The organism is Desulfosporosinus sp. I2, assembly GCF_000960765.1.
Lineage (GTDB): Bacteria > Bacillota > Desulfitobacteriia > Desulfitobacteriales > Desulfitobacteriaceae > Desulfosporosinus.
The window spans coordinates 20433-36282 of sequence record NZ_JYNH01000033.1 but is presented as its reverse complement, the minus strand read 5'-3'; the positions used below and the strand labels follow the sequence as shown (position 1 = coordinate 36282).

The 15850-nt window shown below is 44.4% G+C and carries 21 protein-coding genes; 3 read left to right on the top strand and 18 right to left on the bottom strand.

From position 1 onward, the window contains the following. The 11 genes from UF75_RS10045 to UF75_RS09995 form a co-directional block, all read right to left on the bottom strand. Positions 1 to 980: MFS transporter (locus tag UF75_RS10045; RefSeq protein ID WP_045574474.1), on the bottom strand; the 980-nt coding region annotated here is incomplete at its 3' end. Positions 981 to 1024: 44 nt separating this feature from the next. After that, positions 1025 to 1261: a 4Fe-4S dicluster domain-containing protein gene (locus UF75_RS10040; protein ID WP_045574465.1), complete on the bottom strand. Its 237-nt coding sequence runs from the start codon at positions 1259 to 1261 to the stop codon at positions 1025 to 1027. Positions 1262 to 1313: 52 nt separating this feature from the next. Next, positions 1314 to 1712, bottom strand: a complete 399-nt coding sequence (locus UF75_RS10035) for a putative zinc-binding protein (protein WP_156146357.1) — start codon at positions 1710 to 1712, stop codon at positions 1314 to 1316. Between the two features lie 37 nt (positions 1713 to 1749). Beyond that, positions 1750 to 2250, bottom strand: coding sequence for a putative zinc-binding protein (locus UF75_RS10030; RefSeq protein WP_082075088.1), 501 nt, complete (start codon positions 2248 to 2250; stop codon positions 1750 to 1752). Positions 2251 to 2252: 2 nt separating this feature from the next. After that, positions 2253 to 2663 (bottom strand): putative zinc-binding protein, encoded by a 411-nt coding sequence (locus UF75_RS10025; RefSeq protein ID WP_045574463.1) that lies wholly within the window; start codon positions 2661 to 2663, stop codon positions 2253 to 2255. Further along, the gene (locus tag UF75_RS10020) at positions 2647 to 3519 is read right to left on the bottom strand and encodes a putative zinc-binding protein (protein WP_045574462.1); all 873 of its coding nucleotides are present in this window, start codon (positions 3517 to 3519) and stop codon (positions 2647 to 2649) included. The genes UF75_RS10025 and UF75_RS10020 overlap by 17 nt, the downstream gene beginning before the upstream one ends. Next, positions 3512 to 3805 carry a ferredoxin family protein gene (locus UF75_RS10015; protein WP_045574461.1) on the bottom strand — a complete coding sequence of 98 codons (294 nt, stop codon included), beginning with the start codon at positions 3803 to 3805 and terminating at the stop codon, positions 3512 to 3514. Before UF75_RS10015 ends, UF75_RS10020 begins: the two co-directional genes overlap by 8 nt. A gap of 2 nt (positions 3806 to 3807) precedes the next feature. Then, a complete protein-coding gene (locus UF75_RS10010; protein WP_045574460.1) occupies positions 3808 to 4182 on the bottom strand; it encodes a hypothetical protein in 375 nt (124 codons plus the stop codon). A gap of 73 nt (positions 4183 to 4255) precedes the next feature. After that, positions 4256 to 5656, bottom strand: coding sequence for a dihydrolipoyl dehydrogenase (gene lpdA, locus UF75_RS10005; protein ID WP_045574459.1), 1401 nt, complete (start codon positions 5654 to 5656; stop codon positions 4256 to 4258). Positions 5657 to 5860: 204 nt separating this feature from the next. Further along, positions 5861 to 7006, bottom strand: coding sequence for an aminotransferase class V-fold PLP-dependent enzyme (locus tag UF75_RS10000; protein WP_045574458.1), 1146 nt, complete (start codon positions 7004 to 7006; stop codon positions 5861 to 5863). A gap of 91 nt (positions 7007 to 7097) precedes the next feature. Continuing rightward, complete coding sequence (locus UF75_RS09995) at positions 7098 to 7364, bottom strand: DUF3343 domain-containing protein (RefSeq protein WP_045574457.1); 267 nt, start codon at positions 7362 to 7364, stop codon at positions 7098 to 7100. A 186-nt stretch (positions 7365 to 7550) separates the two neighbouring features. Here UF75_RS09995 and sigZ point away from each other — a divergent pair, with 186 nt between their 5' ends. Both sigZ and UF75_RS09985 read left to right on the top strand, forming a co-directional pair. Then, positions 7551 to 8108, top strand: coding sequence for an RNA polymerase sigma factor SigZ (sigZ, locus tag UF75_RS09990; protein WP_197079366.1), 558 nt, complete (start codon positions 7551 to 7553; stop codon positions 8106 to 8108). 89 nt (positions 8109 to 8197) lie between these two features. After that, positions 8198 to 8800: a DUF2703 domain-containing protein gene (locus tag UF75_RS09985; RefSeq protein WP_045574456.1), complete on the top strand. Its 603-nt coding sequence runs from the start codon at positions 8198 to 8200 to the stop codon at positions 8798 to 8800. Between the two features lie 151 nt (positions 8801 to 8951). On the opposite strand, the gene UF75_RS09980 is transcribed toward UF75_RS09985, so the two are convergent. The 3 genes from UF75_RS09980 to UF75_RS09970 form a co-directional block, all read right to left on the bottom strand. After that, positions 8952 to 9668, bottom strand: coding sequence for a metallophosphoesterase family protein (locus UF75_RS09980; RefSeq protein WP_045574471.1), 717 nt, complete (start codon positions 9666 to 9668; stop codon positions 8952 to 8954). 173 nt (positions 9669 to 9841) lie between these two features. Further along, positions 9842 to 10459: an MFS transporter gene (locus tag UF75_RS09975; protein WP_052693119.1), complete on the bottom strand. Its 618-nt coding sequence runs from the start codon at positions 10457 to 10459 to the stop codon at positions 9842 to 9844. Between the two features lie 164 nt (positions 10460 to 10623). Continuing rightward, positions 10624 to 10956, bottom strand: a complete 333-nt coding sequence (locus tag UF75_RS09970) for a metalloregulator ArsR/SmtB family transcription factor (RefSeq protein WP_045574455.1) — start codon at positions 10954 to 10956, stop codon at positions 10624 to 10626. A gap of 837 nt (positions 10957 to 11793) precedes the next feature. Here UF75_RS09970 and UF75_RS29980 point away from each other — a divergent pair. Continuing rightward, positions 11794 to 13215: a transposase gene (locus UF75_RS29980; RefSeq protein WP_052693117.1), complete on the top strand. Its 1422-nt coding sequence runs from the start codon at positions 11794 to 11796 to the stop codon at positions 13213 to 13215. 275 nt (positions 13216 to 13490) lie between these two features. On the opposite strand, the gene UF75_RS09960 is transcribed toward UF75_RS29980, so the two are convergent. The 4 genes from UF75_RS09960 to UF75_RS09950 form a co-directional block, all read right to left on the bottom strand. Then, positions 13491 to 13742 carry a helix-turn-helix domain-containing protein gene (locus UF75_RS09960; protein ID WP_045574454.1) on the bottom strand — a complete coding sequence of 84 codons (252 nt, stop codon included), beginning with the start codon at positions 13740 to 13742 and terminating at the stop codon, positions 13491 to 13493. Positions 13743 to 13809: 67 nt separating this feature from the next. Further along, entirely contained in the window at positions 13810 to 14859 is a 1050-nt protein-coding gene (locus tag UF75_RS09955; RefSeq protein WP_242860186.1) for a hypothetical protein, read from the bottom strand. Further along, positions 14837 to 14986, bottom strand: coding sequence for a hypothetical protein (locus tag UF75_RS29025; protein ID WP_197079365.1), 150 nt, complete (start codon positions 14984 to 14986; stop codon positions 14837 to 14839). The genes UF75_RS09955 and UF75_RS29025 overlap by 23 nt, the downstream gene beginning before the upstream one ends. 44 nt (positions 14987 to 15030) lie before the next feature. Further along, positions 15031 to 15849 (bottom strand): C39 family peptidase, encoded by an 819-nt coding sequence (locus tag UF75_RS09950; RefSeq protein ID WP_045574453.1) that lies wholly within the window; start codon positions 15847 to 15849, stop codon positions 15031 to 15033. Position 15850: the final 1 nt, after the last annotated feature.

Below are 15850 nucleotides of genomic sequence, written 5' to 3'. Positions count from 1 at the left end.
CTGGCCTTCTGGGCAAACTCCGTAGCTCTTGTGAGGAGCGTGGAATGAGTAAAGATGAAACCAAGTCCTAATAAAGCAATACCCAGGATCAACATTCCCAATATGTTACCATATTGATAGAGAATTATATCAGCAACTGCGGCTGACACCAGTCCTAAGCTCAATACTTTGCGCGCACCCATTTTAGCCGCTAGCTTACCGCTCATTCTCCCGCCAATAACTGACATGATTCCGAAGGCCGTCATAATTAAACCAATATATAAATAGTTGAATCCATACGTTTTGGCAATGTAAACCCCTGCATAAGAAAAGCTTCCGATGATGAAAATACCCTCCAGTAAAACGATGATATAAGTATACAAACTTCTGCTAGTTCCGAGCAGCTTTGCATACGGCGCAAAAATCTTGCTGTCAGGGTGCTTTTCTGAGGGGAGCGACTTGTAATTTATTAACAGCAGTAATGTTGGAATTATGGCTAGTATCGCATAGGCGCCGAAGACTCCTCTCCAATTAAGGAAGTAAGCGATTGTACCTCCAATGGCCATGCTGAGTCCTTGTCCAAGAAACGATATGCCCATAAATGTTCCTATTGCACCCTGTCTTTCCTGGACAGGGAACATATCCCCTATCAAAGCGAGGGAAATTGGCATCACCGATGCAGCAAACACTCCTGTTAAGGCCCTGTATATTGACAAGCTGGTTAAACTTGAGCCTAGCGCACAAAGCCCAGTCGCTACCGTAAACATAATCATCGCTAAGGTGATTACCTGCTTTTTTCCATATCGATCTGCCAAGGGGCCAAAGATGATCTGAAAAATACCAAAGGGAAGCATGTAGGCCGTGATTAAGAGTCCCGCCCTTGAAATGTCAATTTCTAAATTCTGCGATATAGCCGGCAGTATGGGAGACACTACCCAGTTATCTGCCATAACGATAAAACCCGCTAATCCGAGCAACATGATGATCTTATTTTTGTTCATGCTTCCTTCACCCTCAATCCCTAAAAAATTCTTGTTCGTTTTTATCAGCAACTTCCGCAGCTACATGTTGTCTTAGTACCACCCGTATCTCCATAATACTGGATCGCTTCTGCCGGGCATAAAGCTTGACACCCTGTACAGCGATCAATGCATCCCTCTGGATAAATGACAATAGGTTTTGCGCTGTCTTTTTCGTAAACACCGTGTGAACATTTATTGATACAGGATCCACATTCAATACAATTATCATAATTAATAACCGGATACCAATTCATGGTCATATTAACCTCTCCTTTTTAATTAATTGAGTTTTTTCTTTTCAATTAAACCATTCTACTTAAGCATGCCTTTGACTGCAGTTAGAACTTGTTCTAACTCTTCTTGCGTATGGTCAATTTTGTTTTCCCGTTCAATGCCGAGACTGGTCACTAAAAAATGTTTATCCGCCTCAATCCCTGCACAGTCGAGAATCTTTTTTCCACATCCTTTGCTACATCCCTCGATCAAAACCCATTGCTTTGCATACTTTACCGCATCAGCCAACCTCATTTGATCTTTCTCTTTGGCATGTTCTCCAGCCAGCCGCACAAATTTACCATAGTTATCCTTCTCCAGTTTGCTTGCAGCTTTATAGGCCAGCAAAGATACATTAGAGCCGCCAGGACAGGTGACAAAACACAAGTCGCTGTTGTCATTTTCGCGCATATCTTTCTCCACCTCGTTTTGATTCAAAAAGATAACTATTTTTTAACATCACTTCAAATTCACCTTACTTCGGCCCACAGCCGCATCCACATCCCCCAGAGGGTCCATTACCAACCATAGCTAGTCCTTTAGCTACTTTAGCTACTTGATCTCTTTGAGCAGCTCGCAATACTTCATCAAACCTAGTCGTTATCTCGCCGACTACCTTTTCAACCATTGCCTTGTGTTCATCTGTTAAATTTCTACTAGATAAGGCTCCTGCTTCGGCAACTTCCTTTCCTATAAAATCCGAAACATCGATTGCGGCACTCACCTTACCACTATATTTCTCAGTAGCTCTTTTAGCGCAAGCTTTTGAACAACCATCCACGGATATCGTCGGAAACTTTTCAGCAAATCCCCGTTCTTCTACTCCCCCTGCTAAAAAGAGTGGCAGACATATCGTCACTGTCGCATCCGAACGGATTTCGAGCATTTTTCTAGTTACCAGTCTAGAGATCGTCCCTCCCAGACAGTCCTCGCCACTGCAAGATACAACGCCGATTTTAACCATATTTATGGACATTTTTAGCCCTCCTTCCTTAATAGTTTAACCTTTTCGGCAATCTCGCCCGCTATTTCATCCACAATAAGCCAGCCTTCTTCGGTGAGTTCCGTGGCTGTACCCGGCTTTGCTCCTTTGTGTTTCCGGAACGAGTCGATAACTCTCACCTTTTCCGTGACTAATCCACCTGCCAACTCAGCATTTTTTTCCGCACACATGGAAGGACAACCATCGAGAGTAATACATTTGACTCCCTCGATTAATTCCTTAGCTTCCTGATCCCCTGTAACAATGTAAGCTAGACATACCGTGCTGGATTCCTGAGGGCATAGCTCCTGAACAACCTTCAACGCACTTTCCCTCGCCACAAGGCCGTATACCTTGCCCATCCCGCTGCATGGGATTACTTTAATCCGATCAGACATGAAAATCATCTACCTTCCTCTTTAAAATCTTGAAATATCCTTCAAACTCAAGCAGAAGTTCCTTATCACTTTCCAAATCCGTCAATTCTACTTCAACAATCCAGCCTTTTTCATAAGGATTCTGGTTGATGAGTTCCGGTGCAACCGAAAGTTCTTCATTAACCGCTGTAATCCTGCCCGACACGGGGGAGACCACTTCGAAGACAGCTTTACCCGATTCGATCGCGCCTAGCTCACCAAACTGCTCCACCTCGCTTCCGACGACCGGTGGGGTAAAAAACATGATATCGGATAAACTCTGCTGTACATAATCCGTCACACCAACCCTTGCTTTGTTGCCGGATATATACGCCCAACTATCGTTTTCATTAAATAAGAAGCCTTCTTTGGGCACTCGAAAAATGAATTTGTCCTTTTTGTAAACCTCATAATCATAGGTTTCAGGGTAGACTATTTCGCTGTCTGACGCCGTTTCACTTTCTGACGCTTTTTCTGGTTCCTTCTCCAGAAGGAGTTCATCAGCAACCATCTCAGCCAGTTTTACTTCATTTTGCCCGAGCCTTAAGGAGTCCCCCAGATCAACCCCCCTATTTTTTGCTTCTTCTGTTACCGTTAGTTTGGCGGTAACTTTTAAACCCTTTTCCGAGGCAAGCTTACTGGCGCATCGTGTCTGACAGCCGTCAATCACCAGGAGCGGCTTTTCTTGGGCAATTTTTGTATATCTGGCATCCGCTACTCTGTATAAAACAGGACAGATCATTTCACTGTCAGATTTCTCTATAAGATGTAAAGCTATTTCCCTTGAGATACAGCCTGCGCCTTTGTCCAGCCCATTACAGGGAAGAACGGCAAAGCTTTTACTCATTGCCCGCCATCCCCTTTCGAGTTTCTTTGATCTTCTTAGTGGTTGCTCCCTTATCCGGGAAGGTTATGGCATCCAAACCACAGGTTTTTCCACACGCTCGGCAGAAGACGACGCAGTTGTCCGGATTTTTCACAATGAACTTTTTGTCCTCATTTTCCCTGACTTCAAACACCTGGTGCGGGCAAAATTTTACGCATTCCATACAGTAGTTACATTTATTAAAATCAATAATTGGGCTCCAATCGATCGTATTTCTGGGAACCCCCATAAATGTTTCTTCACTCATGCTTATCCCTCCGCTTCGATTTTCTCTACTAATTCTTCGACCTTTTGGAAAGCTGCTTCATTGGTCATATCCCGAATATCCAGCATATAGGCATCCTTTTCCAGATCCAGTCCTGCATCTTTAAATGCCTGCTTGAACATTTTCCTCTGCATATTCGGGGCACACGCGCCAATAATAACCTTCCGGTGTGCTTTTAAATAATCTGCCAAGAATCGGTCTCCGTCTTCTTCGCATAACTGGGGGTGAATAAATCCGTATTCCACCGGAAGCTCAACTCTGACCTGGTTGATGAAATCCCAAATATCCATACTTTGAAAACCTGGACATTTCCCTGTACAAACACACATGATAAAACCTGGCAACTGTTTTTCAGACATTTTTAACTCCTCCAATTTTAAAATTAAGTAAGCTAGGTCCATCCGCCTCATAGATCATGCTTTTCTGGATGCGCTATTTATGAATCGCCCTGCCAATGGCATCACCGCACGCTTCCATCACGGCTTCGGCTAAAGCTGGATGGGGATGGATCATATCGGCAAGCACCTCTGCTTTGACCCCTAGACTCACTGCCAAGGTAATCTCGGTTATCAATTCTGAGGCATGGGGTCCCAGAATTCGTGCTCCTAAAATAACGCCTGTGCCCTCCTCTGTTATGACCTTAACAAAACCTTCCCTCTCGCCATGGCATAAGGCCCTGCCGTTATTTCTAAAATCAAAGCGCCCCACTTTGACCGCAATGCCCTTTTCCTTCGCTTGATCTTCACTCAAGCCAACAGCAGCCACTTCGGGATTGGTGTAAACACAGGAAGGCACAGCAGTGTAGTTCAGCCTACTCTTGATGCCCAAGGCATTTTCGGCAGCCACCCGACCTTCTGCAAAGGCGAGATGGGCCAGCAGACTTCCGCCAATCACATCTCCCGCAGCATAAACCCCAGGAACATTGGTTTCCATACGTTCATTGACAACGATGGAACCTTTTGTTACCTCTACGCCAAGAGCACTGATGTCGGGCGATACCCCACCAAGTTTTCTTCCCACGGCCACGAGGATCTTTTCTGTAATCAGAGACACTTCTTTTCCATCAACATAAACACGGGTCTCAAACCCGTTTGGAGATTCACTAATTCCTTTGACCTTTGAACCAAGCTGAAATTTAATCCCTTGCCTCTTCATGATCTTTAAGAGCTCCGCCGTTATTTCCTTGTCCTCATTAGGAATGATCGTATCCTTCACTTCGATCACAGTAACCTTTGAACCAAGGGAATGATACAGTGTGGCGAATTCCATCCCAATGGCCCCAGCGCCTATAATGGTAATACTTTCGGGAATCTCGGTTAGTTCAAGAGCCTCATCGCTCGTTAGAACTCCTGCTAACTTAATGCCTTGTATGTTAGGGATTAAGGGCTCCGAACCCGTGGTAATAATTAAACGGTTACAATTCACTGCAACTTCTCCATCTTCGGTATTAACGATCACCCTTTTCGATGATTCAATCCGCCCCTTTCCTTTCAGGACGTCAATACCATTCTTTGAAAGCAGATGCTCCACACCCATCCTGAGGCTTTTGACAACTCTATCCTTTCTAGACTGGAGAACCCTCGCATCAATGGATGAAACGGTTGCTGCTATGCCGAATTCCTTGGATTTGCTTAGCAGATTTAGAACTTCCGATGTTTTTAGCAATGCTTTTGTGGGAATACATCCTCTGTTAAGGCAAGTGCCTCCAACCTCTCTATGCTCAATTAATGACACTTTTGCGCCTAATTGAGCGGCCCGTATAGCGGCTACATATCCCGCAGGACCACCACCAAGAACACAGATGTCACTTGATTGCCCCTCGTTATTGACCATCAAAACACCTCTCTATATTATGTAATTATCATATACTAATATTATACTACTATTCTAAAGTCTATGCACTATATTTTTTAATCTTTTTTGCCTATAGTTTTTCTCTTTCCTTAAAAATCAGATCATCAAGCAGGAAAAGTAGTAGAGGCATCTGTACCCTTTAGTACAAATGCCTCAATCAATAACTCACAGCTGCCGAACAGACTAGCCCAACTCCTCAGCTACCCTCTTTACCGCCAGTAGTGTCGCTTTAATCTCTTCCTCACTCGTTAAATGGGAAGGGCTAAAGCGAACGACACCCTGGTCCAACGTTCCCAGCATCCTGTGGGCATGGGCAGCGCAATGTAACCCTGCCCGGGCGATGACTCCTGCCTTCTCTTCTAATATAAAGCCCGCTGCAACAGAATCGAGTTCCCCGATATTAAAGGCTACAATGGGTGACTGCTGCTCCACCATGTCACTTCCATAAAGAGTAACCCCCGGAATCTCTCTTAAACCGTTCCATAAATTCCGGCACAACGCCTGCTCTCTAGCCCTGATTTTATCGACTCCCTCTTTAAGGAGGTAGCGCACTCCCGCACCCAATCCAGCGATGCCTGCACCATTCAAGGTGCCACTTTCCAAGGCATCCGGCAGAAAACTTGGCTGGCGGTCCTCTTCAGAGAGACTCCCCGTGCCACCGTAAATCAAAGGTTCTAGGCGGATTGCTGGCTTTACAATGAGTCCCCCCGTTCCCTGAGGCCCCAAAAGGCCTTTATGTCCCGGAAAGGCTAGCAAATCCACAGCAAGACGTCCCATATCGATAGGGAAAACTCCTGCCGTTTGCGCAGCATCTAGCAAATAATAAGCGCCATACTCATGAGCAATTTGCCCTATTTCTTGAACAGGTAACAATGTACCCGTTACATTCGAGGCATGTAACGTCACCACTAACTTAGTATTCGGTCGAAAAGCCTTGCAGTAAGCTTCCAAATCGAACTCTTTCCCCGGTACTCCCGGGACTTCGCTAACCTCCACCCCCCTCTGTTTAAGAGCCCAAAGCGGTCGAGCCACGGCATTATGCTCGATGGAGGACGTGATGACATGGTCTCCCTGCTGCAAAAGTCCAAATAATGCTTGATTCAAAGCATGAGTGGCATTCTGGGTAAAGATAACCCGAGTCGGATCATTAGTGCCGAATAAACTACACAAGTCTTCCCTCGCCTGATAAATGAGTCGTGCCATCTGCATTGCAGCGCCGTGCCCTCCCCGACCGGCATTTCCTCCTTTGTGAACAAGAGCCTCTTCAATAGCCATCACAACTTGTTGAGGTTTCGGCCAAGTCGTTGCTGCATTATCTAAATAAATCATAAAACTGCTCCTTTCAGGAGTCTAACTGCGGTCCCAATTACCATCCGTTAATCCACACAAGCTGTTGAAGTGTACAGCGTTAGACGAATGATTACCATACTAATGAAAAAAATCCATCCTCACGTGCTTCATACATCCCCGTAAGCACCACCCCGTCATCGATAAGATCATCAACAAGCGACTTTCGGTCCAGCGGAAAACACAAAGACGTATTGCAGCCGGATCGCAAACTACGCGGCGTAGGAATACTGGCAAAAGGACAATTATAACGGTTTAAGACCTTCTCTGCGCCTAAAGCTTCCGTTAACGATGGGAATGTGATCAAAGCCCTATACTCTTTCAGCTTTCCATATAACATTGCAAGCCTCCTTTTGACGCTTCACAGAACCTTATTATAATAATCGTATATTATTATTTAGTAAATTGGAAGTCGTTGTTGAAAAAAGTAATTGCACAGGCTGTCTAACTTGCGTAGAATATTGTATGAAATCAATTATCAAATCCAGCCAAGGAGAACATAAATTAAAGGATGAGTGGTATTTAAGTGGACATATGTATTGAGAGTATCTGGGCGGAATTTAGTACACCTTTAAAGAGCTTTATTAAAAAGCGGGTTAATAATGATCAAGATGTCGATGATATTCTGCAAAATGTGTTTTTCAAAATCCATTACAACATTAGTACTTTAAAAGAAGCTGACAAAATTCATGCCTGGGTATACAGTATAACAAGGCATGTCATAGCTGATTTCTATAGAGCGCGAAAATCTGAATCTGATATCGCAGAATTTCCTGAGGATATTATCAGTGATAGTGAGGATAAGTTGACTGCCAATGATGAAATCGCCCAATGTCTAATACCCATGATCAATCATTTACCTGAAAAATACAAACAAGCGATCCTATTAACCGAGTTTCAGAATCTGACCCAGAAGGAACTGAGCGAAAGAATGGGTTTATCGGTATCAGGAGCAAAATCCCGGGTTCAAAGGGCACGGCTAAAGTTGAAAGAAATGCTCTTAGGATGCTGCCACCTAGAATTTGACCGTCGGGGCAATATCATAGATTACCAACATAAATGTAGTGATTGTAAATTTTGTTGAAAAAAGACGTAAATAATGCGTCTTTTCTTCCTGTGCTGCGTCTTTATAGGTAAAGTCGAAAGACAAATAACTATAAGGAGTTGTTTTAAGTGGTAGATAACAACCATGTTTCTGTAGACTGTTCCTGTTGTTCAGATTGTGGTGATACGACCCTGAATACCCAAACCGTTACGCTGGATGGCTGTTCCTGCGGACCGGGTTGCTGTGATGTTCCGAAGCCTATCCAAATGGCGAAAAAGCGAATTGTCATCGACTTTTTGTTTCTTGATGTTAGCGTTTGCACACGCTGTCAGGGAGCGGATACAAGCCTTGATGAAGCTTTATCCGAAGTTTCAAAGGTCCTTGAAGCAACAGGTGTTGAAGTTTTGGTCAACAAAATCAACGTTGTTAGTGAAGAACTTGCCAAGCAATACAAGTTTATCAGTTCCCCTACGATCCGTGTAAACGGACGGGACATTCAAATGGACGTTAAAGAAAGTTTGTGCGAGTCTTGTGGTGATTTGTGCGGGGATGAAGTTGACTGCCGGGTGTGGGTCTATCAAGGAAACGAATACACGATACCACCTAAAGCAATGATTATTGAAGCATTACTAAAAGAAGTCTATGGTGAAAGTGACGATGTACAGAAAGAGCCGGAGTATTCCATGCCCGATAACTTGAAAAAATTCTATGCTGCCATGAGAAACAAATAAATCAGATCCGACTAGCCATGTCATAGTAGAGACCACTCGAATTCGAGTGGTCTCTACTTCTTAACATTCAATTCTATCCAACGTTAATTTCTATTCTCCCAATGATTTTAGACATGTACCCAACGGTCTCCTGTCATTCCTACATTGACCTTTAATATTTCCCCGTCCGAATTATTTCGGCAAACTCATTCGGTAACTCAGAGGCCTCAATTGCCGTAGCCGTTGCCTCATAATCATAAGGTACTTTTCGAAAATCAACTGTTACGTCTCTTGCAAACGAGATAAGTGCATAGATCGCTTGAGGGTCCCCATGCTTTGGTTTTCCAACGCTGCCTACGTTAATGAGCAATTTGTCTTTCAAGACCATGGTAAAAGGAAGATGGGTATGACCACAGATGAGAATGTCTGTGTCAGCAAGAGCAATAAGCTCGCTGGCATAATCCTCAGAAATCTCTTCCGTAACGTATTCATTTAACCGTTTTGGGCTGCCATGGACTAAAAGCAATCGCTTACCTGCGATAGTAACTCGGATTTCTTTGGGGAGATTTCTCAAAAACTCTTTATTGTCCTCAGCAATGTGCTTCTTGGTCCACGCTATAGATTCATGTCCTAAAGCCTCAGCTTCAGCATCCTTATAGTCACAGCCGCAAATAAATCGCTGATAACCAATTCCATCGTCATAGTTACCCATGACTGTTGGAATGTTCTTTTCTTGGATTAAATCTATCACTTCATTGGGGAACGGAGCATAGCCTACTAAATCGCCTACACAATAAATCCTGTCAACTTGTTGTTCTTCAATATCTTTTAGTACAGCCTTTAGAGCAATGACATTGGCGTGAATATCGGATATTATTGCAATTTTCACAGCAAATTCCCCCTCTTGTTTTAAATAATGTTCCATATTCAGAGTGAATAATAAATCCATTGCCTCAATGCGCGGTTCAAGAGCCCAAGCCCTTACCCTCCCATTTATATTAATCATTGCTTATATAAGAGGTAAAGTTAGCGAATCCCAGAACACAAAAGAAGATAAATAAACTACAGACCCCAATTATTCTGGGGAGCTTGCTCATCCCTGAAAGGTTTGTCTTTTTGAGTTTCCGCGCAATCCTCTAACAAGGCCGGCTCGGTGACTTTCCATAGGGCAGTTAAAAGCACCACTACAGTTAACAAGGCAGGAATCCACATGAGGGTATACCCCATCTTGTAATCATTATTTATGACCAAAGCCACTGTAAACAATATTGGCCCAATGATCCCCCCAATCGGATCAATGGCTTCATGAATCCCAAAACCCATACCTGTTCCCATTTGCTTCGTAGCATGGGATAACATGACATCCTTAGCTGAGCTTCTCAAGGCTTTACCGGTCCGCTCCAGAAACACAAACACCACTGCAAGATGCCAATGATCAGCTATGGCCAAGAGCTGTACTGCGATGAGCATCCCATATCCTATAATGGCCATACTCCAAGGCTTACCTGTTTTATCGACGAAATAACCTGATAAAAGACGAACAGCTACTCCACTAATTTTCTCAGCCCACTCCGGTGTGTAGGGCTCCAGATGGGTTTTGAGTTGATCCACACTGCTCGTCGTCCAAGTATTGATAAAGTCCGCATCGTATTCCCCGGCATCCATGATCGCTTTGGTCATCGCTAAGGCGACCGCCCCGTCTGTCCCAGGCTTGAGGGGAAACCACTCGTCGCTACGTCCTGCAGTATTGCTTAACCGTACATCAAACGTGACGAGTATCGTCTTCTGATTGAAAATGCCCCCTAGTTCTTAATTCGTTGTATCAAAATGACATTTCTACCTTTCTAGCGGTCGGCAAGATGCCTCATCAAAGCTTCCCCTTCTTGAAATTGTTGGGCAAGAATCTTCTGGACCTTCTCCAGAATGGTTAATACTTCAGGATATTTGATACGGTACATGACTTTTAAGCCCACTTTAGTCGATGTAATAATCTGTTGTTTGCGTAAAATACTTAAGTGTTGAGATAAATTCGACTGTTCAACTCCCAAATCCTCGATTAGCTCACAAACGCATACTTCCTCGTCGTTCTTCGCCAGTCGTTCGAGGATACGTACCCGGGTAGGGTGCGCTAAGGCCTTAAAGAAATCACTCTTCATGGATACGATCTGTTCTTCCATATTAACGCCTCAAATCCTATTTTTTATTATAATCTTCCCATGAAGCTACCAATTAATAATATTATAATATATATTAATATCCAAACACAACTATATGTGTAGCAATTGAAGCTATAAACTCAGCCCTAAAGCCTACACATGGTACAGGAAATTAAGAGTACGCAGCGCCACGAGTATAATATCCACTTTTAGCACTGGAATTATTTATTGATAAAAGTAATTGACAGCCTGTATCACTTGCGTAAAATATTGTTGTTTATTGGTGTGGGAGAGTTGGATAGGAAGGCACATGTGGAGTCAATTATCAAATGCAGTCGAGGACAACATGAATTAAAGGATGAGTGTATTTAAGTGGACATGTATTGAAAGTATCTGGGCGGAATTTAGTACACCGCTAAAAACCTTTATTAAAAAGTAGGTTAAATAATCAGGATGTAGACGATATTCTGCAAAATGTGTTGTCATATGACTTATTAATATGACTATTTGTTTCTTTTCTGATGTTAGGTTATTTCTTAGAGTGGGAGTGGGTAGTTCACTGCATAGCTCACTGTGAACTGTACTATAGTTCATCAATTAAGCAGACCACCCCCTTGGTTTAAAAGTAGATTCTCGGAAACTCTCAGCCCAGTCCCACCAAAGGGTCCTAGGATGGATATATTTGGTTCACCCCCACTTACCTCTCCCAACTTCACATAGCTAAAACAAGCAATATTACGGATTACAAAAAAACTTACGATAAAGTGGGTAATTTCCAGAAATAGGACTTGACAAACAAATGTTCGCCTCACAATTGATTAGAGATTTTTTCTCTAGTTGATTAACGGAGGCGATTTTTTGTTAGGCAATTGGCGTAAACATGGTGAGTATCAGACTTGGCTGAAATCTAAACTTATCTCTTTAATGCCGGAGCATGAAGCCCAAATTCGTTATTATGGCTCTATTGTTGAAAAGGTTTATGTGTTAAACCTCGATCCTTTGAAAGAAGTTATTGTTCCTCTGTATTCCTCTATCGGACGCCCTGCCCAAAACCAACCCGAGCTCTTTAGAGCCTTAGTCGTCATGGTTCACTGCAAAACCCAAGATCCTACTAAGTTTGTTAATCTATTAAGAGCCTCTCCGGTCCTATCTGCTATCTGCGGTTTCGAGCGGCAAACGCCTGGAGTCGGTACCTTCTACGATTTACTTGCTCGGTTGTGGCTGGCTGATGCTCCACAAAAAGAGATCAAAACACCCAAATCCAAAGGCCGAAAACGCCCCAAGTCTGGTGATAAATTGAAACCCAAACACCCTGGTATCGTCAAAAAACTTGTCGATAAGGCATTGCAAGGTCGGCTTATTGAAAAAAGACCTGAGCGCATTTTGCAGAGAATATTAAAAGAGTGTGCCGTTATACCATCGTCCAAGCTTGGTCTGCTCGGTAATCCTGATAACTTGGCAGTTTCCGGTGACGGATCTCCACTCCTAACCGGTGCCAGTCCCTACGGCAAAAGGCTCTGCAAATGCCACACCCAAGGCATTTACCGCTGCAAGTGTAAGCGCTCCTTTACCGACCCCGCTGCAAACTGGGGTTGGGATAGTTATCATGAACAATGGTTTTATGGACACACCCTATACTCTATTACTTCGGCAGATAGTCCAAATGACCTTCCGATGTTTCTACGTTTAGTACAGGGTTCTCGGCATGATAATGTCACCTTTGTCTTCTCTTGGGTTGAACTCCTTAATCTCTATCCCGAATTTAAATTTAGTAAAGCTCTTTTAGATTCGGCCCACGATGTCTATGATATTTATCGCTTGCTATGGGCCAATCAGACGGAACCTTTCATCGACCTTAATGGCCGTAACAAAGGCCATTCAATCTATTCCGGTCCGCTTACTGTCAATGCCTTTGGGGTTCCTATCTGTATGGCCAACCTACCTATGCGCAATTGGGGATTTAACAATAATGGATATCGGATTAAGTGGCGTTGCCCTCATTACAAGGACAAGAGTCAATGTCCTAAACAACAGGAATGTTCTCCAAGCAGCTATGGTCGTGTCGTCTACACCAAACCCAACTGGGATTTGCGTCTTTTTACTCCAACTCCCCGCGACTCCAAGGCGTGGAAGGGCATTTATGCCCGAAGAACTACTGTTGAGCGTACTTTCAAGAGAATTAAATTGAGAATGCCCGATGTCGAAGTAAAAAGCGGTGGTTTTGGCAAGCAACTTTGGCGGCAGTCAATCAGCACTTGGATGCGCAAGTTGCGATACTGAAGTCTTCTATTCTTTCTGACATAGGCCTCCTGAACATTTCAAAAGCAGCTTAACATCAGGCTTAAATGAATACCCCCTGTGCCTCGCCGGGTTTAAAAATCGACTTGGAACACCGGCTTCTTTCCTATTGCCTTTTTGAGAAAGGGGAGCTTCTTCTTTTGCTTATCTTAGCTATGTGAAGTTGTCAAAGAACGCTAATTGGATGGTGCTTCCATAATACCCAGAGTCAGTTATTGCCTTTCCGAGATGCTACTAAAAGTAAGTATTTTCAGAGCTTACACAAAATACACGTTACTGCTTTTGCCGCCGTTTTCCCGCCATCTATTTTCCTTGCGAAGATTTCCCGTCTTTTCAAGGTCTACGATGGCTCTTTTTACGGTGCTTCGTGACAGCTTCAGTTCCTTGGCGATGGTACCAATCGCCGGATAACACTTACCGTCCTTGTCAGCCCGATCATGCAAGTACATATAAACAGCAACAGCTCGATGTGGAAGCTCTGATGCATAAAGTGATGAAAAGTATCCCATTTCACCCCTCCTTAGTCTGTGCGCAGCGGTGGTTCCTATTCCTGTAGATCCCGAAATCGTGAACCCTTTATGCTCGAACAGCGGGGGGATGAGCAGTAACTTGGTGCCATTCAGTATACCGCTCCACCATCGGCAGATAGATATGTCCGTTAATATTGTTTTCAAACAGGTCATGGGAGGATTCTGCTATCAGAATATCCTTGTTTAACGATTCTCTGCAAAATTCCTGCAAAGGCTTCGGCACACACAAACCTAATTTATGGATCTCCATATCCTTGCAAGGATTTAACACTTGCAGGTATTCTTTTGCCTCATGGGGCAGTATGCTTCCGCAGAGCAGACGGATGTCCGCCTCCCTGAATATCGTGGGTGGTTCTTTGATTTCCCCGCAGTCGTAGATGATAAAGTTGTAGTCCTTATCCAGCTCATTGGTAAAATAGCAGTCGATACCGCCGACAGGATAGGCTTCTCCGTCTTTTTCCGCGTCATAAATATTGACGATCCAGTTCAAATGCCGGTTGGTGTTGGTCTCCACATAGCAGGCGGAAGCCCCCCGCGCAATGAGCCAGGCCGCCAGGTTAAAGGCGGTGACGGTAACACCGCTGCGCCGCTGTGTACCGGCAATGGCAATCTTCACATTTCGGCTGTTCCACTTGTATTTGACTATCTCTTTCGGCTTCGGGGCTTCTGCAAAGGCGGTATCCTTCTTAAAGTTTTCCGGTGGCCGCTTATACCTTTGCATACCATCCTCCGAGAGACACTCGGCAAGCTCATCCCTAATACCGTCCATGCTGTCGGCGGTCACAATATCTGTTACGCCGATATCCACCAGCCTGCCGATATAGGCGTCTGCATTTGCCATATCCGACAGGATGGGGATGATTCTCACATTGAGCATCATTTGCATGGATTGGAGGGCAACGATGAAATCATCAAGCTGTTCCTCTATACAGGAAACATCCACAAGGAAATACTTGCAGCCTATATAATTCCGCATGTCCTTTGCGGCAAAAAGCTTCAAGGAAAACCTGCCGATGAGCTTCTTTATCACAAGCTCCTGCCCCTCCATAAAGTCTGTCAGTCCGCTTTTCCCATTACTTGAAAGATACAGCAGCAACGCTAACACCTCCGTCATAGGGCTTGTTTTCCCGCTCTTTGAGATTTGCAGTAAGGAGCAGGATGATCCCGATCACCACAATCAGTACATAGATAAACAGTTCAATCAGTTTTTTGCGGTTATTCATGTTCTACCTCCGCTCTATAATGCTCACTCAAAATAAAGGGCTTTTTATTGTGATATAATCCAGAATGGGCCGCCCGCTCCGGCGCTTTTATGGGCTTCGTTCAGTATGATAGATAAATCCCACGCCTGTTCGCTTCGTTTTTTGCTGGCCGGGTCGGCCACCAGGATTTTTCCCCCGGCGGTCACGCCCCTGAGTACGATGAAATGCCCGCTGGATGTAAAATGCCCCTTGCTCATAAGGGCAACCACCAGCTTACCGGAGGACAGGGCATCAATGATTTTTTGCGGTTCTTTTGCCTGGCAGCCTTCTACCTGTAAGCCGAAGGCCTTCGCTGCGCCCGGAATAAGGGAATGATAGGAACCGCCGCCGGGAGCCCAATACTCGTTATCATAAGACCATTCTGCCATTTCCACAGGATCAACCGTTTTACCCGTCAGGCTGGATACTACCATAGCCATTGCGGTGGGACCGCAGCCATACCCGCCGATGTTGTCTGTCCCGTAAGACTTGTCTCTGAACCGTTCATCTCTCTGGTTGTAGTACACCACCGGCGTGGCTCCATCGGTAAAGATCACTCCCTCATAGGATGTTACGCCGCTTTCATAATTCGTTGCCGCAAGGTATTGGTACATCCCGTAGTCGTTTTGCAGCCGCTCTACCTCGGTAATGGCCCGGCTATCGAAAAACTCACCCAAAAATTCCAGCGGGTGAGTAAGGATATAAACGAAGGCCGTCAGGATAAGAACTACACACAGCAAGGGTGTAAGAATAATAATCAGCAGCCTTTTTCTTGCTTCCTCATCAGATGCAAGCTTTAAGGCCGCCTGTACAAGAAGCTTTGCCGTTGCTGGATCAATTGCCATA